General features: G+C 67.2%; 21 protein-coding genes. 18 read left to right on the forward strand and 3 right to left on the reverse strand.

Annotated features, from left to right (window positions below; genetic code table 11):
- The 16 genes from prmC to BHE97_RS20055 all read left to right on the forward strand — a co-directional run bounded on the left by prmC (position 1) and on the right by BHE97_RS20055 (position 11,956).
- Entirely contained in the window at positions 1–831 is an 831-nt protein-coding gene (prmC, locus tag BHE97_RS05270) for a peptide chain release factor N(5)-glutamine methyltransferase (RefSeq protein WP_087622969.1), read from the forward strand.
- 49 nt (positions 832–880) lie between these two features.
- Positions 881–1,468 carry a CDP-alcohol phosphatidyltransferase family protein gene (locus BHE97_RS05275; RefSeq protein ID WP_201791318.1) on the forward strand — a complete coding sequence of 196 codons (588 nt, stop codon included), beginning with the start codon at positions 881–883 and terminating at the stop codon, positions 1,466–1,468.
- Positions 1,469–1,505: 37 nt separating this feature from the next.
- Positions 1,506–2,003: a hypothetical protein gene (locus BHE97_RS05280; protein WP_087622970.1), complete on the forward strand. Its 498-nt coding sequence runs from the start codon at positions 1,506–1,508 to the stop codon at positions 2,001–2,003.
- Positions 2,004–2,082: 79 nt separating this feature from the next.
- Positions 2,083–2,730, forward strand: coding sequence for an L-threonylcarbamoyladenylate synthase (locus BHE97_RS05285; protein WP_236757534.1), 648 nt, complete (start codon positions 2,083–2,085; stop codon positions 2,728–2,730).
- A complete protein-coding gene (locus tag BHE97_RS05290) occupies positions 2,730–3,851 on the forward strand; it encodes an MraY family glycosyltransferase (protein WP_087622971.1) in 1,122 nt (373 codons plus the stop codon). Before BHE97_RS05285 ends, BHE97_RS05290 begins: the two co-directional genes overlap by 1 nt.
- On the forward strand, positions 3,842–4,285 hold the full coding sequence (locus BHE97_RS05295) for a hypothetical protein (RefSeq protein WP_087622972.1): 444 nt from the start codon (positions 3,842–3,844) through the stop codon (positions 4,283–4,285). The genes BHE97_RS05290 and BHE97_RS05295 overlap by 10 nt, the downstream gene beginning before the upstream one ends.
- 78 nt (positions 4,286–4,363) lie before the next feature.
- Positions 4,364–5,155 carry a F0F1 ATP synthase subunit A gene (gene atpB, locus BHE97_RS05300; RefSeq protein WP_236757535.1) on the forward strand — a complete coding sequence of 264 codons (792 nt, stop codon included), beginning with the start codon at positions 4,364–4,366 and terminating at the stop codon, positions 5,153–5,155.
- 132 nt (positions 5,156–5,287) lie between these two features.
- Entirely contained in the window at positions 5,288–5,473 is a 186-nt protein-coding gene (locus tag BHE97_RS05305; RefSeq protein WP_087622973.1) for a F0F1 ATP synthase subunit C, read from the forward strand.
- Between the two features lie 41 nt (positions 5,474–5,514).
- The gene (locus BHE97_RS05310; protein ID WP_087622974.1) at positions 5,515–6,048 is read left to right on the forward strand and encodes a F0F1 ATP synthase subunit B; all 534 of its coding nucleotides are present in this window, start codon (positions 5,515–5,517) and stop codon (positions 6,046–6,048) included.
- Positions 6,048–6,848: a F0F1 ATP synthase subunit delta gene (locus BHE97_RS05315; protein WP_087622975.1), complete on the forward strand. Its 801-nt coding sequence runs from the start codon at positions 6,048–6,050 to the stop codon at positions 6,846–6,848. The genes BHE97_RS05310 and BHE97_RS05315 overlap by 1 nt, the downstream gene beginning before the upstream one ends.
- A 37-nt stretch (positions 6,849–6,885) precedes the next feature.
- Complete coding sequence (gene atpA / locus BHE97_RS05320; RefSeq protein ID WP_087622976.1) at positions 6,886–8,526, forward strand: F0F1 ATP synthase subunit alpha; 1,641 nt, start codon at positions 6,886–6,888, stop codon at positions 8,524–8,526.
- A gap of 2 nt (positions 8,527–8,528) precedes the next feature.
- Positions 8,529–9,458, forward strand: a complete 930-nt coding sequence (locus BHE97_RS05325; protein WP_087622977.1) for a F0F1 ATP synthase subunit gamma — start codon at positions 8,529–8,531, stop codon at positions 9,456–9,458.
- A gap of 5 nt (positions 9,459–9,463) precedes the next feature.
- On the forward strand, positions 9,464–10,906 hold the full coding sequence (gene atpD, locus BHE97_RS05330; protein ID WP_087622978.1) for a F0F1 ATP synthase subunit beta: 1,443 nt from the start codon (positions 9,464–9,466) through the stop codon (positions 10,904–10,906).
- Positions 10,906–11,283: a F0F1 ATP synthase subunit epsilon gene (locus BHE97_RS05335; protein WP_087622979.1), complete on the forward strand. Its 378-nt coding sequence runs from the start codon at positions 10,906–10,908 to the stop codon at positions 11,281–11,283. The genes atpD and BHE97_RS05335 overlap by 1 nt, the downstream gene beginning before the upstream one ends.
- Before the next feature lie 19 nt (positions 11,284–11,302).
- Positions 11,303–11,749: a DUF2550 domain-containing protein gene (locus tag BHE97_RS05340; RefSeq protein WP_170931281.1), complete on the forward strand. Its 447-nt coding sequence runs from the start codon at positions 11,303–11,305 to the stop codon at positions 11,747–11,749.
- Between the two features lie 39 nt (positions 11,750–11,788).
- Positions 11,789–11,956 carry a hypothetical protein gene (locus BHE97_RS20055; protein ID WP_170931282.1) on the forward strand — a complete coding sequence of 56 codons (168 nt, stop codon included), beginning with the start codon at positions 11,789–11,791 and terminating at the stop codon, positions 11,954–11,956.
- A 70-nt stretch (positions 11,957–12,026) separates the two neighbouring features.
- On the opposite strand, the gene BHE97_RS05350 is transcribed toward BHE97_RS20055, so the two are convergent.
- From BHE97_RS05350 to BHE97_RS05360, 3 genes are all read right to left on the reverse strand, one after another.
- Positions 12,027–12,614, reverse strand: a complete 588-nt coding sequence (locus BHE97_RS05350; RefSeq protein WP_087622982.1) for a cob(I)yrinic acid a,c-diamide adenosyltransferase — start codon at positions 12,612–12,614, stop codon at positions 12,027–12,029.
- A gap of 99 nt (positions 12,615–12,713) precedes the next feature.
- On the reverse strand, positions 12,714–14,354 hold the full coding sequence (locus tag BHE97_RS05355) for an acyl-CoA dehydrogenase family protein (RefSeq protein WP_087622983.1): 1,641 nt from the start codon (positions 14,352–14,354) through the stop codon (positions 12,714–12,716).
- Positions 14,351–14,998, reverse strand: a complete 648-nt coding sequence (locus tag BHE97_RS05360) for a TetR/AcrR family transcriptional regulator (protein WP_087622984.1) — start codon at positions 14,996–14,998, stop codon at positions 14,351–14,353. The genes BHE97_RS05355 and BHE97_RS05360 overlap by 4 nt, the downstream gene beginning before the upstream one ends.
- Before the next feature lie 71 nt (positions 14,999–15,069).
- Here BHE97_RS05360 and BHE97_RS05365 point away from each other — a divergent pair, with 71 nt between their 5' ends.
- Together BHE97_RS05365 and BHE97_RS05370 are read left to right on the forward strand one after the other, a co-directional pair.
- Entirely contained in the window at positions 15,070–16,602 is a 1,533-nt protein-coding gene (locus BHE97_RS05365; protein WP_087622985.1) for an AMP-binding protein, read from the forward strand.
- 65 nt (positions 16,603–16,667) lie between these two features.
- Positions 16,668–18,644, forward strand: coding sequence for a protein meaA (locus tag BHE97_RS05370; protein WP_087622986.1), 1,977 nt, complete (start codon positions 16,668–16,670; stop codon positions 18,642–18,644).
- Positions 18,645–18,670: the final 26 nt, after the last annotated feature.

Below are 18,670 nucleotides of genomic sequence, written 5' to 3' on the forward strand. Positions count from 1 at the left end.
ATGAGTACGCGGGCGGAGCTCGAGCGGGCCGAGCGGAAGCTGGTGGAGGCCGGGGTCGCCTCGCCGCGCACCGATGCCGAGCTGCTCATGTCCTATGTGACCGGGGTCCCGCGAGCGTTGCTGCTGGTGTCGGCCCGTCTCGACGAAGTGCAGCGCCGCTCCTATCTCGAACTCGTGGAGGCCCGCGCCCGGCGGGTGCCGCTGCAGCACCTCACCGGATCGGCGCCCTTCCGCTATGTCGAGCTGGAGGTCGGTCCCGGTGTCTTCGTGCCGCGGCCGGAGACCGAGCTGCTGGCCGGCTGGGCCGTCGAGCAGGCCTCGGCCATGGAGGATCCCGTGGTTGTCGACCTGTGTACCGGTTCGGGTGCCATCGCCTTATCACTGGTACACGAGGTGCCGCGGTCCCGGGTCCACGCCGTCGAACTCGACGAGCGGGCCTTCGGCTGGGCTCAGCGCAATCTCGACGGGACGGGCGTCGACCTCCGTCACGGGGACATGGCCGATGCCTTCGAGGAGCTCACGGGTCAGGTGGACGTCGTCGTCTCCAATCCGCCGTATATCCCCCTCGAGGCTTGGGAGAGCGTCAGCGCCGAGGTCCGCGATCACGACCCGGCCCTGGCACTCTGGTCCGGTGACGACGGGCTGGACGCGATGCGCGTGCTGGAGCGGACCGCGTGGCGGCTACTGAAGTCCGGGGGCGTGGTCGGTGCCGAGCATGCCGATGTCCAGGGCATCTCCGCGCCGCAGGTGTTCGCCGGACGCTGGTCCGATGTCCAGGATCATCGCGATCTCGCTGAACGCCCGCGCTTCGTGACGGCTCGCAAGCCGTGAGTGGTGCACCTGTACACGGTCGGCCTCCGCGGCATCGTAGGGTTTGACCGTGAGTACGCACCTGCCCGGTCCGGGCCCGTTTCTGACGGTCCCGAACCTCGTCACGATCGTGCGCACGGTCGCGGCGACCGCGCTGGCGCTGGTGGCGCTGAGCGCTGACGACCGGGTGCCGTGGCTCATCGCCGGCTATCTGACCTACTGGCTCGGAGACAGCCTCGACGGTCTGCTCGCCCGGATTCTCGACCAGGAGACGCGTGCCGGTGCCGTCTTCGACATCTGCAGCGACCGTCTGTGCACCGCGTTGCTCGCCGCCGGACTCGTGCTGGAGCAGCCGCATCTGGCGGTGCCGATCGCCATCTTCCTGTTGAACTTCATGGTCATCGACAATGTTCTGTCGTTGTCCTTCCTGCTGTGGCCGCTGGTGAGCCCCAACTACTTCGCCCAGGTCGATCGGCACGTGTTCCGCTACAACTGGTCCCATCCGGCCAAGGCGCTCAACAATGTCGGCATCGTCGTCGCGGTCGTCATCGGCAATCTGTGGCTGGCCCTCGCGATCGTCATCGCACAGATCGCGGTCAAGATCGGCAGCGCGGTCCGTGTCGCCCAGCTAGCCTCGGCACGACAGCCCGCGGCGTGATCGCTGCGATGCCGTTCAGCATCGTGGAGGCCCGAGGGTGAGTGATCTGCTGACCGTCCTCAGCGCGCTCGGCTTCGGCGTGCTCTCCTCGATCATCCCGATCTTCAACTCCGAACTCTATGTCGGCGTCGTCGCCGCGGCGGCCCAGCCCAGCACCACGATGCTGGCGGTGGTCGCGATGGCGTTCGGGACCATGGCCGGAAAGATCGTGCTCTTCATCCTCGCTCGTGGCGGCTCGCAGAAGCTTGGTGTGGGCAAGGCCCGGGCCCGCGACAGCCTCCCGCCGCCGACATCGCGGCTCCGGCTGTGGATCCGGCAGACCGGTGATCTGCTGCTCACCTGGCTCGGCGACCCGCGACTCGGCCCCCTGACCATCCTGGTCGCGGCCATCTTCGGCATCCCACCGCTCTTCATCGTCGCGGTGATGGCCGGCGTCGCCCGGCAGAACATCGTTCTGTTCAGCATCGCGGTCTTCATCGGTCGACTGGCCCGCTTCGCGGCGGTGGCCATCCCGATCGCCTACGCCGCGCACTGAACCCGTGAGGGCGCGGACCACCGGTTGCCCGGGAGAGGGCACGACGGACGGACAAGACCCGGCGGCTACGCTGGCGGACGTGACGACGCACGACCTCACCACGGACCTCGAAGCCGGCATCGCCGCGGCCAGTCAGGCCGTTCGAGCCGGGCAGCTGATCGTGGTGCCGACCGACACGGTGTACGGCGTGGGCGCGGACGCCTTCTCACCCACCGCGGTCCGTCGTCTGCTCGATGCCAAGGGACGTACGCGCAGTCAGCCTCCGCCGGTCCTGATCGGCCGCCCCGAGACGCTTGACGCGCTCGTCGCCGATGTGCCGGGATGGCTGCGCCGCCTGCTTGGCCAGATCTGGCCCGGGGCCCTGACTGTCGTCCTCCAGGCTCAGCCCTCGCTCACCTGGGATCTTGGCGAGACCCACGGCACCGTCGCTGTGCGTGTCCCCGCGGACGAGCGGACACGGCGGTTACTCGACGTCACGGGTCCGCTCGCGGTGAGCAGCGCGAATCGCACGGGGGAGCCCCCCGCCACCACGGTCGGGGTAGCCGAGGAGATGCTGGGCGACAGCGTGGCGGTCTACCTCGACGGCGGACCGACCGCCGATGCGGTGCCCTCCACGATCCTCGACGCCACCGGCGCGACCCCGCGCGTGCTGCGCCAGGGGGCCGTGGCGCTGGAGTCCCTCCACGCCTTCAACAACACCATCGAGCCCGCGCAGGACGTTCCCTAGTGCGCGAGTACCTCGTCGTCTTCGGCATCGCCCTCGCGGTCACCTATCTGCTCGCCTCGGTGGCGCGTCAGTCGGCGCACTCGCTCGGGGCCGTCGCCAAGGTGCGCGATCGCGACGTGCACGCGGTGCCGATGCCCTACTTCGGCGGGCCGGCGATGCTGCTCGGACTCATCGCGGCGTTCGTGGTCGCCACACAGCTGCCGTTCCTCTCCCGCGCGGGGACGACCGTCTTCGAGGACGCGCGTGCCGTGCTGATCGGCGGGGCGATCATCTGCGCGGTCGGGATCATCGACGATGTATTCGAGCTCGACGCGTTGAGCAAGCTGGCCGGACAGGTCTTCGCCGGAGTCGTAGTGGTGGCGATGGGTGTCCAGTTCATCTACCTGCCGCTTCCGGGCACCTACTTCGGCCTCGATCAGATCCAGGCGATGATCCTGACCGTCTTCGTCATCGTCGCGACCGTCAATGCCGTCAACTTCGTGGATGGCCTCGACGGCCTGGCCGCCGGGATCGTCGGCATCGGCGCGATCGCCTTCTTCCTGTACGCCTTCGTGCTGGCGGTCGAGAACGGGGAGTCCCGCGCGATGTCGTCGGCCCTGTTGACCGCCGGCCTGGCCGGCGCCTGTATCGGCATCCTCCCGCACAACTTCTTTCCGGCCAAGATGTTCATCGGCGACTCCGGTTCGATGCTGATCGGCTTCGTGCTCGCCTGCTCGGCGATCAGCCTCACCGGCCAGTTCCCCGCCACCAGCATCTCCGAGGGCATCGGCGGAGCGGATGCGAGCTTCCTGGCCGCCTACCTGCCGATCATCCTCCCTTTCGCGATCCTGCTCATCCCCTTCCTGGACATGGTGCTCGCAGTCGTCCGGCGTACGCGGGCTGGCCAGTCCCCCTGGGCCCCGGACAAGATGCATCTGCATCACCGACTGCTGGAGATCGGCCACTCACATCGGCGCGCCGTCCTGCTGATGTACGCCTCCGCCGCGCTCGTCGCCTTCGGCGTGGTCATCGTCAGCCTGTTCAGCGGCTGGCAGCTCGTGGTGGTCTTCGGGGTGCTCGCGGCGCTGACAGCCGCGGCGATGCTCCTGCTGCCACGGATCGAGGAGCGGGTATGGAAGTGAGGCAGCCACGGCGTTTCACCGGGGCCGCCGCGTTCACCGCGATCGTCCTCTGCGCCGCGGTCGCAGCCGCCGAGTACGGAGCGGCCGGGATCGGCAGTGCCGCGGTCGGGGGGATCCTCGTGATCGTCTTCTTCGGCTCGACGAAGGCCTTCCTCGGCCCGATCGTCGCGGTCCTGCCCCACGCGTCGCTGGCGACGGCCATGCTCTTCTACTTCACCAAAGTGGTGGCGCTGCTGGCCTTCTTCGTGGTCGTGGACCGCTTCGCCGAACCCTCCGGTCCCTTGCATCGTGAGGCGGTCGCGGGCACCGTCATCATCGTGACGCTCGTCTGGATCGCCGTGAGTACCCTCGACGCCACCCGCGCCCGGATTCCGATGTTCGACCTGCCTGACGAAGAGGACAAGGGCCCTGATAACTTAGGTCCAAGCAAGTGACGGATTTCCCGAGCACTGCATCGTGACGCACGCCCAGGCGGTTCAGCACCCGACCGCGCCACATGAAGGAATGACGACTTGACGATCGCGACCGTGATCAGCACTGCCGGAGGCAATGGATTCCAGCCGCCCGGCCCAGCCGACTTCCATTTGCCGCCGGTCTTCGCCGAGGTCACGAAGCCCATGATGCTCGTGGTGCTCGCGGCGGTACTCGTCTTCACCTTCAGCTATTTCGCTGCGCGCCCGGCCGCCGTTGTGCCCGGGCGCTTGCAATATGCGGGTGAGGCCGTCTACGGCTTCGTCCGCAACGGCATCGCCCGTGACGCGATCGGCTCGGAACAGTTCTTGAAGTTCGTGCCGTTTCTCTTCAGCCTCTTCCTCTTCATCGCGGTCAACAACTACTTCGGCCTGATCCCGTTCATCCAGTATCCGCCGATGTCGCACTTCGGCTTCCCGCTCGCCCTCGCGCTGCTGGTCTGGATCCTCTACATCGGTGTCGGCATCGGCAAGCACGGTTTCGGCGGCTATCTCAAGCACGTCACGATCCCCAGCGGAGTCAAGGGCCCGGTGCTCATCATCATCATCCCGCTGGAGTTCCTCTCCAATATCCTGGTGCGTCCGGCGACCCTGTCGCTGCGTCTGTTCGCCAATATGTTCGCCGGCCACCTGCTGCTCATGCTCTTCGCCTTCGGCGCGGAATACCTGCTCTTCGAGTCACAGAGCCTCATCAACGGTGTAGCCGGCGTCCTCTCCATCGTCATGTTCGGGGCCGTCACGGTCCTGGAGCTGCTGATCATGTTCCTCCAGGCCTATGTCTTCACACTGCTCGCCGCCACGTACCTGGGCGAATCTCTCGCCGACGAGCACTGAGCTCATCTGACTTCGCCACGGGCCATCCCGGGGCGGCACAACTGAATACGACCGAGAACAACGGACCGCATCGGTCCAGAAGAGACGCTTGGTGCGTCACGACGAAAGGAAAAGCCCGTGGGCTCCCTTAACATGATTGGCTACGGCCTGGCGACCATCGGCCCGGCCATCGCCGTGGGTCTGATCTTCGCCGCGTACATCAACGGCGTCGCCCGTCAGCCCGAGTCGCAGTCGCGTCTGCAGCCGATCGCGATCCTGGGCTTCGCCCTGGCCGAGGCGCTCGCCATCATCGGCATCGCGCTCGCATTCGTCATTTGATCGCCGGCCTCTGAACTGGTGTACGAGACCCAAGGAGCATCATGTCCGAATCGCTTATGGCGGCCAGCGGTGAACCCAATCCGCTGATCCCGCACCTCAGCGAGATCGTTCTGGGCGCGGTCGTCTTCCTTCTGCTCGTCGCTGCGATCGCCAAGTTCGTGGTTCCGCGCTTCGAGAAGGCGTACGCCGACCGGACGGCCGCGATCGAGGGCGGCATCGCCGACGCCGAGCAGGCCCAGGCCGAGGCCAAGGCCGCGCTCGAGCAATACACGGCGCAGTTGGCGGACGCCCGTCACGAAGCCGCGGCCATCCGCGAGGAGGCCAAGGAACAGGGCGCTCAGATCGTCGCGGAGATGCGCAGCCAGGCTCAGGCCGAGGCGGAGCGCATCACCTCGACGGCCCACGCGCAGATCGAGGCGGAGCGCTCGCAGGTCCTCGCTCAGCTCAAGGGCGAGGTCGGTGCGCTGGCGACCGAGCTCGCGGAGCGGATCGTCGGTGAGTCGCTCGCCGATGACGAGCGGCAGAAGCGCACCGTAGCTCGTTTCATCGACGAGCTCGAGGGATCTGCCAACTGATGCGCGGCACATCAGCGAAGTCCCGTGACGAGGTCCTGGATGCGGTCGACGCGGCCCAGGGCGACGTCGCCGAGCTCGGCACCCAGCTGCTGGCGGCGGTCGATGTCCTCGACGCCAACCCCGCGTTGCGTCGTGTGCTGACGGATCCCTCGACGGATACCGACGCCAAGCAGGATCTGGCGGCATCGGTCTTCGGTGGGACCTTCTCAGCCGACACCGTCGCCGTGCTGCGGACGGCAGTGGGTGGCCGGTGGGCCGCCGGGCGTGACCTCGCCGATGGGCTCGAGCAGGCAGGTATCGCCGCCTACGTGCGCTCGGCTCAGGACGCTGGCGAGGGTCAGCGCTTCGAGACCGACCTCTTCGAGGCCGGACAGGTCGTGCTGGGCGATGTCGAACTCCGTCGTGCGGTGAGCGACAAGTCGGCTCCGGTGGCGGCCAGGAAGCAGCTTCTGGCCGATGTGCTGGGCGGCAAGGTCGTCCCCACCGCTCTGGCGGTGCTCCAGCAGGCCACCGTGGCGCGGACCGGCTCCTTCGAGAAGGTGCTCGAGGGTTTCAACGTCCTCGTCGCCCAGCGGCGTGGACGCCTGGCGGCCACCGTGCGGGTCGCCTACGACCTCGAAGACGCCGAGCGCGAGCGACTGGCGTCGGTGCTGGAGCGCAAGTACGGCACCGCGGTCCAGCTCAATGTGATCGTCGATCCCGCCGTCGTCGGCGGCATCGCGGTCACGGTGGGCGATGAAGTCGTCGACGCCACGATGTCCACCCGCCTCGAGTCCGCCCGCCGGGCCCTCGCTGGCTAACCCCGATCTCTCTACCTCAAGAAGGCAGGCACCACACATGACGGAACTCTCGATCCGTCCGGACGAGATCCGCGACGCGTTGCAGAAGTTCGTGTCGGACTACAAGCCGACCGCGGACAAGGCCGAGGAGGTCGGCATCGTCTCCGATGCCTCCGACGGCATCGCCCACGTCGAGGGGCTTCCCTCGGCGATGGCCAATGAGCTCCTGGAGTTCGAGGACGGCACGCTCGGCCTCGCGCTGAACCTGGACGTACGCGAGATCGGTGTCGTCATCCTCGGTGACTTCGCCGGCATCGAGGAGGGCCAGAAGGTCCGCCGCACGGGCGAGGTGCTCTCCGTGCCGGTCGGCGACGGCTACCTCGGTCGCGTCGTCGACCCGCTCGGCAAACCCATCGACGGCCTCGGCGAGATCGACACGGTCGGTCGCCGCGCGCTGGAGCTGCAGGCCCCCACGGTCATGCAGCGCAAGAGCGTCCACGAGCCGCTGATGACCGGCATGAAGGCGATCGACTCGCTCACGCCGATCGGTCGCGGACAGCGCCAGCTCATCATCGGCGACCGGCAGACCGGCAAGACCGCCATCGCGATCGACACCATCATCAACCAGAAGCAGTTCTGGGAGACCGGTGACCCGGAGAAGCAGGTTCGCTGCATCTACGTGGGCATCGGCCAGAAGGGTTCGACGATCGCCTCGGTGCGCGGTGCGCTGGAGGAGTCCGGCGCCCTGGAGTACACCACGATCGTGGCGGCTCCCGCCTCGGATTCGGCCGGCTTCAAGTATCTGGCCCCCTACACCGGATCGGCTATCGGCCAGCACTGGATGTACGAGGGCAAGCACGTCCTCATCGTCTTCGACGACCTGTCGAAGCAGGCCGAGGCCTACCGCGCCGTCTCGCTGCTGCTGCGCCGCCCGCCGGGCCGCGAGGCGTACCCCGGCGATGTGTTCTACCTCCACAGCCGCCTGCTGGAGCGTTGCGCCAAGCTGAGCGACGATCTCGGCGCCGGCTCGATGACGGGCCTGCCCATCATCGAGACCAAGGCCAATGACGTCTCGGCGTACATCCCGACGAATGTCATCTCGATCACCGACGGCCAGATCTTCCTCCAGTCGGATCTGTTCAATGCCGATCAGCGTCCCGCGGTCGATGTCGGCATCTCGGTGTCGCGTGTCGGCGGTTCGGCGATGACCAAGGCGATGAAGGCCGTGACCGGCTCGCTCAAGGTCGAGCTCGCGCAGTACCGCGCGATGGAGGCCTTCGCGATGTTCGCCTCTGACCTCGATGCCGCCTCCAAGGCGCAGCTCGCGCGCGGTCAGCGGATCATGGAGGTTTTCAAGCAGGGCCAGTACGCTCCGTATCCGATGGAGCAGCAGGTGGTCTCGCTCTGGGCGATCCAGAACGGCAAGCTCGATCCGGTCCCGGTGGGCGATGTCCGTCGCTTCGAGAGCGAGTTCCTCGACTATGTCAAGCGCTCCCACAACGGCATCCTCGATGCGATCCGTGAGAGCGGACGCTTCGAGGACGACAACGCCTCGGCGCTGGAGTCCGCATACGACTCATTCCTCGACCAGTTTGAGACCAGCGAAGGTCAGTCGATCAAGGCCGGTCGCGAAGAGTTCGAGGCGCTCGAGGACGAGGACGTCGAGCAGGAGCAGATCGTCAAGCAGAAGCGAGGCTGAGCATGGCCGTATCGCTCCGCGAATATCGCGCGAAGATCAGGTCGACGCAGTCGCTGAAGAAGATCACGCGTGCCATGGAGCTGATCGCCGCCTCGCGCATCATCAAGGCGCAGCAGTACGCGGCGGCGGCGGCCCCGTACGCCCGCGAGCTGACCCGAGCGGTCTCCGCGGTGGCCACCTTCTCCGATGTCGATCATCCGTTGACCACGGAGAAGGAGAGTCCCACCAAGGCGGCCGTGCTGGTCATCTCCAGCGACCGCGGCTTGGCCGGCGCATACTCCTCAAATGTGCTCAAGGAGGCCGAGCGGCTCACCGAGAAGCTGCGCGGCGAGGGCAAGAAGGTCGACTTCTACCTCGCCGGTCGCAAGGCCGAGGCGTACTTCACGTTCCGGCAGCGCGACTTCGTCCGCTCGTGGACCGGTTTCTCCGACAAGCCCTCCTATGAGGAGGCACGGGAGATCGGCAACACGCTGGTCGAGGCCTTCAATGTCGATGAGTCGGCCGAAGAGGCGATCGACCCGGCCCGGGCGGTCGACGAGCTGCACATCGTGTTCACGCGCTTCCGCTCGATGCTCACGCAGGAGCCCACGACGATCCGCCTGCTCCCGCTGGAGGTCGTCGAGGGCACCGAGCCCCCCGACGAGGGCGAGCTGCTGCCGCTGTACGAGTTCGAGCCCAGCACGCACGAGGTGCTGGACGCGTTGCTGCCAAAGTACGTGCACAGCCGCATTTACTACTGCCTGCTGCAGGCGGCGGCGTCCGAGCTCGCCGCCCGTCAGAAGGCCATGAAGTCCGCGACGGATAACGCCGAGGACCTCATCGACAAGTACACCCGCATTGCCAACCAGGCCCGCCAGGCTGGCATTACCCAGGAGATCAGCGAGGTCGTGGGTGGCGCTAATGCGCTGGCCGACGCCGCTGGGAGTGAGTGAGAGACATGACTGCCACCGTCGAAGAGAAGAAGACCGCCACGGGCCGCGTGGCCCGGGTGACCGGTCCGGTGCTCGACATCGAGTTCCCGTCCGATGCGATGCCCGAGATCTACAATGCCCTGACCGTCGACACGCAGATCGAGGGTGCTCAGGAGACCCTGACCCTCGAGGTCGCGCAGCACATCGGTGATGGACTGGTCCGCGCGATCAGCCTGCGCCCCACCGATGGTGTCGTACGCGGCAGCACGGTCACCAACACGGGTGGCCCGATCTCGGTGCCCGTCGGCGATGTGACCCTTGGCAAGGTGTTCAACACCACCGGCCAGGTCATGAACCTCGAGGAGGGCGAGACCTTCGAGCCCGAGGAGCGGTGGGGCATCCACCGCAAGGCCCCGGCCTTCGATCAGCTCGAGTCCAAGACCACGATGTTCGAGACGGGCATCAAGGTCATCGACCTGCTCACCCCGTACGTGCAGGGTGGCAAGATCGGCCTGTTCGGTGGTGCCGGTGTCGGCAAGACCGTGCTGATCCAGGAGATGATCGCCCGTGTCGCCCGCGACCACGGCGGTGTGTCGGTGTTCGCCGGAGTCGGTGAGCGCACCCGTGAGGGCAATGACCTCATCGTCGAGATGGAGGAGGCCGGCGTCCTCGGACAGACGGCCCTCGTCTTCGGTCAGATGGACGAGCCGCCGGGAGCCCGTCTGCGGGTGGCGTTGTCGGCGCTGACCATGGCTGAGTACTTCCGCGATGTGCAGAAGCAGGACGTGCTGTTGTTCATCGACAACATCTTCCGCTTCACCCAGGCCGGCCAGGAGGTCTCCACTCTGCTGGGCCGCATGCCCTCAGCGGTCGGGTACCAGCCGACGCTCGCCGACGAGATGGGTGTGCTGCAGGAGCGGATCACCTCGACGCGTGGTCACTCGATCACCTCGATGCAGGCGATCTACGTGCCGGCCGATGACTACACCGACCCGGCTCCGGCGACGACCTTCGCTCACCTGGACGCCACGACCGAGCTCAATCGTGAGATCGCGTCGATGGGCATCTACCCGGCGGTCGACCCACTGACCTCCACATCGCGGATCCTGGATCCCCGCTACATCAGCGCGGATCACTACAACACCGCCACGCGGGTCAAGTCGATCCTCCAGCGCAACAAGGAGCTGCAGGACATCATCGCGATCCTCGGCGTCGACGAGCTCAGCGAAGAGGACAAGACGATCGTCTCGCGCGCGCGTCGGATCCAGCGCTTCCTGAGCCAGAACACCTACGTGGCCAAGCAGTTCACCGGCATCGAGGGCTCGACCGTTCCACTGTCGGAGACGATCGAGGCGTTCACGAAGATCTGTGACGGCGACTACGACCACGTGGCCGAGCAGGCCTTCTTCATGTGCGGCGGTCTGGACGACGTCGACCAGAAGTGGGCCGAGATCCAGAAGAACTCCTGATGGCGGGCGCGCTGCAGATCGAGCTCGTCGCGGCCGATCGCGTGGTCTGGTCCGGTGAGGCCTCTGAGGTCATCGCCCGTACCTCCGAGGGTGACCTCGGCGTGCTCGTGGACCACGCGCCGTTGCTCTCGCTGCTCGTCCCTGGCGTCGTGATGATCAAGCCGGTCGACGGCGCGATCGTCCAGGCAGCGGTGGGCGACGGCTTCCTCTCGGTGGCCGACAACCACGTGTCGATCCTCAGCGAGGACACCTGGCTGCTGGAGGAGATCGACGAGGCGGAGGTCCGTCATGAACTCTCCGAGGCCGAGGCGAATAACGACGACGAGGCACGCCATCGTGCCGAGGTGAAGCTGCGCCTGCTGGGCAAGGCAGCCTGAGTTGGCGGGGGAGTAGATCGTGCCGCTGTGGTTGTGGCTGGTCGACTCCCTGGCCCTGCTCGTCGCCCTCTCGGCGTTCTTGCTGGTCGCCCTCGTGGTGCGTCGCCGTTGGCTGACGCGCCGCGGGGGCGCCTTCGAGATGAGCGTCAATCGTCACGCCGAGGCATCGGCGCGCGGCTGGATGCTCGGCATCGCGGTGTACGGTTCGACCGAGATCGAGTGGTTCCGTGGATTCTCCCTCTCGCCGCGGCCCAAGTACCGGTTCCCGCGTGGCGCGGTCCTGATCGAGGGCCGGCGCGCGCCCCAGGGTGCCGAGGCCTATGCGCTGCACGACAGCCACGTCATCGTCGGGGCCAAGAGCCCGACGCCGGTCCGTCAGCTGGCGCTGAGTCCGTCCTCGCTCACCGGTCTGCTGGCTTGGCTCGAATCGTCCCCGCCGGGCCAGGGCGTCAACAATGTGCTGTAAAAGGTTCCGCCGGGGATCGCTTTGTGTCACGATGAGCAGGTGAAGAAGATCATCGCCTCGACGTTCGTGGCAGCCGCGATGGTGATTGCCATCCCGGCTCCCTCGAATGCTGCTCCCGCCGACACCTCCACCAAGAGCTCGGTCACGACGTCGTCCAAGACGGCGCCTGTCACCTCGTTCTCGCCGTTCCGGATCGATTGGTACTGATCACCGGTACGAGATGACGAGTCGATGATGGGGCCGCTCCTTCGGGGCGGCCCCATCATCACATCCGGGCTCAGGCCTGCTGGTCTCCGCGTTCGCCTCCGGGCACCCAGAGCACATCCCCGTGCTTGAGATTGGCGTGGCGCGCGAGGATGAATAGCAGATCGCTCAGGCGGTTGAGGTACTTCGCGGTGAGGACGTTCATGCGGTCCCCGTGCTCGTCGAGTGCGGCCCACGCCGATCGCTCGGCGCGCCGGGCGACGGTGCGGGCGACGTGCAGCTGCGCGGCGACCGGGGTGCCGCCGGGCAGGATGAACGAGCGGAGCTTGGGGGTCAGGGCGTTGTACTCGTCGCACCATCCTTCAAGCCGTTCGATGTAGTCGGGCTCGACGCGCAGGGGCGGGAACTCCGGATCGTCGACGACGGGGGCTCCGAGGTCGGCGCCGACATCGAAGAGATCGTTCTGAATGTGCGTGAGGATGGCGCCGACGGCATCGTCCACTCCGCCGAGGGCCAGGGCGACGCCGATGTGGCTGTTCGCCTCGTCGACATCGGCATAGGCGACCAGGCGTGTGTCGTTCTTGGAGGTCCGGCTCATGTCGACGAGCGCCGTCGTGCCGTCATCGCCCGTACGGGTGTAGATGCGCGTCAGGTTCACCATGCCCCGAGTCTAGAGGCCCGCCCGCCGCCCGTTGAGTGTGACGTTTGGACGGCGGAATCGACGATATGAGCGTCCAAACGTCACACTCGGCGGGTTGCGTCAGTGCGGCAGACCGGCGCGGGCGACGAGAGCGGTCGTGTTGACGCCCTGGGGGAGGCCCCCGTACTCGAAGGAGCGGTCGGCACCGAGACGCCCGAGGACGAAGGCATCGGCCACCGTTGTCGGAGCCTCGCGCAGGAGCACCGACCCTTGCAACGCGAGCGCCATCGACTCGACCACCCGGCGGGCGAAGGCAGGCGCGGATCCCGGATCCTCAGCAGCGCGACTCAGTAGAGCGCCCATGCGGTCCAGATGCGCATCGAAGCCGACCGAGAGGCCTCGGGCCAGACCGACCTCCTCGACGAAGGCTTCGACCGCCTGCGGCTCACGCGCCATAGCGCGCAGCACGTCGAGGGCGATGACATTGCCCGACCCCTCCCAGATCGCCATGACCGGCTGTTCACGGTAGCGACGGGCCAGTGGGAAGTCCTCCGTGTAGCCATTGCCGCCGAGGCACTCCATGGCCTCGTAGGCGTGGTGCGGACCGCGCTTGCAGATCCAGTACTTCGCGACCGCCGTGCCGAGGCGGGCGAAGGCGGCCGACTGCTCATCGCTCGCATCGAAGGCGGCAGCCATCCGCATCGCGGTCCAGGTCGCCGCCTCCGCCTCGAGATGCAGGTCGGCGATCACCTGCTCCATCGCGGGCTGGTCGATCAGCATCGAGCCGAAGGCTCGGCGATGCGCGGCATGCCAAGCGGCCTCGGCGACCGACTGGCGCATCCCCGAGGCGGAGCCGAAGATGCAGTCGAGCCTGGTCTGGTTGACCATCTCGATGATGGTGCGCACACCGCGACCCTCGTCCCCGGCGAGCCAGCCGGTGGCACCGTCGACCTCGATCTCGGAGGATGCATTGGACTTGTTGCCGAGCTTGTTCTTGAGCCGCTGGACGAAGAACCGGTTCAGCTCGCCACCAGGCAGCACGCGGGGGACCACGAAACAGGACAGTCCGGACTCGGTCTGCGCGAGCATCAAAAAGGCATCGGACTGCGGCGCCGAGCAGAACCACTTGTGCCCGGTGATGTTCCAGGTGCCGTCGGCCGATGGCACGGCTCGCGTCGTGTTGGCGCGCACGTCAGAGCCACCTTGCTTCTCGGTCATGGCCATGCCGAAGACCGCGCTGGCCTTGGTGGCAGGATCGCGCAGCTCGGGGTCATAGGAGGTGGCGAAGACCTTGGGCAGCCAGAACTCGCGAAGGGATGCCTCGGCGAGCCGCAGGGAGGGCACGACGGCGTGAGTCATGCTCACCGGGCAGGAGTGACCGGACTCGATCTGCCCGAACTGCATGAACATCGCCGCGCGGGCGACGTGCGCGCCCTTGCGGTCCTCGGTCCAGCAGGACGTGTGGGCGCCGCGCGAGATCGCCTCCCCGAAGATGCGGTGGTACGCGGGATGGAACTCGATCTCATCGACACGATGCCCCCACCGGTCGTGGCTGTGGTGGACCGGGGTGATCGTATTGGCGAGCTCGGCGTCGCGCTGGAAGTCCGCGCGACCGACGAGCCCCCCGGCCTCGACGAGCGCATCGTGCGCCCAATCGGCGTCGTACCGGGCCACGGCCTCGGTGAGGGGCACGTTGCTCGTGTACTCGTTGACGTCCACGCGGGGTGGCGACTGGTTCAGGACCTCATGGGTGCGGCTCATCGTGGTGTCTCCTTCGGTTCGATGGCGGGCGCGCCGAGCGCGCGATGGCAATAGCGGACGATGTCGTCGATGATCGTCTCGTCGGGTAGGCCGTCGAGACTGTCGTGGCCGAGCGGATTGAGACGGCCGATGAGCGATTCGCTGATGGCGCCGATCGTGGCCGCGCCGCTCACCCCGGGATGCTGGGCCGCGAAGGCCCCGGTGTCGATGCCGTCGCGGACGAGGTGCTCAGCGATGTCGATATAGGCGCGCCGGTAGACGAGTCGCTCGGCCTCCACGAGCGGGGACACCGGCTCGAAGAGCAGCGCCCAGGCCAGTCGGCGGCCGCGGAGCGCCCGCCCGGCGAAGGTGCGGATGAAGGCATCCAGCCGACCGGTCACATCCGGGCCGGCGGCCGCCGTGGCCTGCCGCGTCGTGTCCAGCTCCTGTGAGGCGGACTCGCGGAAGACGGTGGCGAGCAGCTCATCGCGATTGTCGAAATAGGAGTAGACGAGGCCCGTGCTCGTCCCGGCGGTGTCGGCGATGGCCGAGACCTTCGCCCCCGCGAATCCGTGACGGGCGACCAGGGCACGTGCCGCCATGAGCAGGGAGGTACGGCGTTCCTCGGCGCGTCGACGAGTGGCGTCCGTCTCGCGGTACGGCATGCCCGGCTCCCTACTGAAGGATTGAAGGATGATTCAATACTACCGTCACCCCTCGGACTTGGAGAAGCCCCATGCACCTGACAGCGGTCCTCGAACGCGTCGCCCGTTCCACCCCCGGCACGGAGGCGATCGTCTACGGCGACGAGATCCTCACCTACGCGGAACTGCTCGAAAGGTCGCGCCGCGGGGCCACCGCATTGGTCGAGCGCGGAGTGAGGCCCGGCGATCGGGTGGCCGTCATGTCCTACAACACCCCCGGCTTCGCCGTGGCTGCCTTCGCGACATGGTTCGCGGGAGCGGTCCTCGTCCCGGTCAATCACAAGCTCGCCGTGCCAGAGGTCCGCCACGCGGCCGAGCACAGCGGAGCTGTTCTCGGCATCGTGACCGGTGAGCTGGCGAACACGGCGAGCGAGGCCGCCCCGGGAGTCAGCTGGTTATCGACTGAGATGCCGGCGGACGGGATGGAGGACTTCGACGGCCTCTCGCGCTCCTGCGAGCCGATCGCGGCGCCCGTCGATGATGATCTGGACAGTCCGGCCCAGCTGCTCTTCACCTCGGGCACCACGAGCGCCCCGAAGGCCTGCGTGCACACGCATCGCACTATCAGCAGCGCGTCACCTCTGCTCGCGACGACCCTCGGCTTCACGTCCCGGGAGCGATTCCTGCTGGCCATGCCGATCTGGCACGCCGCACCCCTGAACTGCTGGTTCCTCACCATGATGTTCCTCGGCGCGACCGTCGTGCTGCAGCGTGAATACCATCCCGTCGAGATGCTCCAGAACGTCCAGCGACACCGGATCACAGCCTTCTTCGGCGCGCCGATCGCCTACACGATGCCGCTGCAGCTCGCGCGGGCCGGCACGATCGACCTGGCGACCTTCGATCTGTCGAGCGTCGACAAGTGGCTCTACGGCGGTGCGCCCCTCGGGCGAGAGGTCGCCACCTCGCTTGTCGAGGCCTATGGGACGGATCGCTTCTTCCAGGTTTACGGCATGAGTGAGATGGGCCCGGTCGGTACTGCGCTCTACCCCGAGGAGCAGATCGCCAAGGCCGGATCGATCGGCAGGGGAGGGCATCCCGGCGTCGACCTGCGGATCGTCGATCTGGACGGCCGGGAGGTGGGCCCCGGTGGCACGGGGGAGATCTGGCTGCGTGCCGATACCCGGATGCTCGGCTATCACGAGAACCCCGAGGCCACGGATGCCGTATTCGTTGGTCCGTGGTTCCGCACCGGCGATGTCGCCCGGGTGGATGAGGACGGCTATCTGTTCATCGTCGACCGACTGAAGGACATCATCATCGTCGGTGGCGAGAACGTTCACTCGCAGGAGGTCGAGGAGGCGCTGCGCGGGCATCCGCGGCTGGCCGATGTCGCCGTCGTCGGTCGACCGGAGCCCGAGTGGGGCGAGATCGTCGTCGCGGTCTACGTCAGTGCCGATGGTGAGGATGTCGCGGTGGACGACGTGCGGGAGTACCTCGGCGACAAGCTTGCCCGCTACAAGCTCCCGCGCGAGGTGGTCCGTGTTCCCGAACTCCCGCGTAACCCGTCGGGGAAGCTCACCAAGCACGTCATCCGCCGCGACCTGCTCGCGCCACGCCCCTAAGCGGGGTGACCTGCATCACGCGACCGTGCGTGACGGAGCGCTTTACCTGGCGGTAACGTGTGGCCATGCCTGACAAGCCTTGGGTGATGCGCACCTATGCCGGTCACAGCTCCGCCGCGGAGTCGAACGCGCTGTACCGCCGCAACCTCGCGAAGGGGCAGACCGGTCTCTCGGTCGCCTTCGACCTGCCGACGCAGACCGGATACGACCCCGATCATGTGCTGTCGCGTGGCGAGGTCGGCAAGGTGGGCGTGCCGATCCCGCACGTGGGTGCCATGCGCCGGCTCTTCCAGGACATCCCGCTCGACGAGATGAACACGTCGATGACGATCAACGCCACGGCGATGTGGCTCCTGGCGATGTACCAGGTCGCGGCCGAGGAGCAGGGCGTGGACGCGGCGGCACTCGCAGGCACCACGCAGAACGACATCATCAAGGAGTATCTCTCGCGGGGGACCTATGTGTTCCCGCCGGAGGCGTCGATGCGGTTGACCACCGACATGATCGCGTACACGGTCAACAACATCCCGAAGTGGAACCCGCTCAATATCTCCAGCTATCACCTGCAGGAGGCGGGAGCGACGCCGGTGCAGGAGCTGGCTTTCTCGTTGTCCACGGCCATCGCCGTGCTCGACGCGGTCAAGGACTCCGGTCAGGTGCCCGAGGACAAGTTCGAGAAGGTCGTCGGGCGCATCTCCTTCTTCGTGAACGCCGGTGTGCGCTTCATCGAGGAGATGTGCAAGATGCGGGCCTTCACGCAGCTGTGGGAGGAGATCGCGCGCGAGCGCTACGGCGTGACCGATGAGAAGATGCGCCGTTTCCGCTACGGCGTGCAGGTGAACTCGCTCGGTCTCACCGAGGCCCAGCCCGAGAACAATGTCCAGCGCATCGTCCTGGAGATGCTCGGGGTGACGCTGAGCAAGCGTGCCCGTGCGCGGGCCGTCCAGCTGCCCGCGTGGAATGAGGCCCTGGGGCTGCCGCGACCCTGGGACCAGCAGTGGTCGCTGAGACTGCAGCAGGTCCTGGCCTTCGAGTCCGATCTGCTCGAATACGAGGACATCTTCGATGGCTCGCATGTCATCGAGGCCAAGGTGAACGAGCTCGCCGAGGGGGCCAAGGCCGAGATCGACCGCGTCCAGGCGATGGGCGGGGCCGTCGCGGCGGTCGAGTCCGGTTATATGAAGCAGGCCCTCGTGTCCTCGCACGCGGAACGGCGCGCCAAGATCGAGAGTGGCGAGCTCAAGGTGGTCGGCGTCAACTGCTATACGGAGACCGAGCCGTCCCCGCTGACCGAGGACCTCGACGCCGCGATCATGCTCGCCGATCCGCAGGCCGAGGCCAATGCCATCGCCGACGTGCAGCAGTGGCGTGACCAGCGCGACCAGGCGGCGGTGGACGAGGCGCTCGCACGCGTCCAGGCCGTCGCCAAGACCGACGAGAACCTGATGGAGGCCACGCTCGCCGCCGTGCGCGCCGGGGCCACCGTCGGGGAGTGGGCCGGGTCGCTGCGTGAGGTCTTCGGCGAGTACCGGGCGCCCACTGGGGTCGGCGGCGTCGTCGGGGTCACCGAGGCCGGAGCCGAGCTCACGGCCGTCCGTGAGGAGGTGCGCCGCACGGGCGAGGAGCTCGGCGGGCGCCGGTTGCGCTTCCTGGTCGGCAAGCCCGGCCTCGACGGGCACTCCAATGGTGCCGAGCAGGTGGCGGTGCGGGCGCGTGATGCCGGCTTCGAGGTCATCTACCAGGGCATTCGGTTGACCCCCGATCAGATCGTCTCCGCCGCTGTGGCCGAGGATGTCGATGTCGTGGGCCTGTCCATCCTCTCCGGATCCCACATGGAGCTGGTACCGGACGTGCAGCGTGGACTGTCCGAGGCGGGGCTGGACAATGTGCCGATCATCGTGGGCGGCATCATCCCCGACTCGGACGGGCGCAAGCTCGAGGCCGCCGGTATCGCCGCGGTCTTCACGCCCAAGGACTTCGGCATGACGGACATCATGGGCCGCGTGGTCGCGGAGATCCGCAAAGCCAACGGCCTGGACTGATCCGTCGCGGGCGGTGAGTGATCCCG

It is taken from the genome of Aeromicrobium sp. PE09-221 (assembly GCF_002174305.1).
GTDB lineage: Bacteria > Actinomycetota > Actinomycetes > Propionibacteriales > Nocardioidaceae > Aeromicrobium.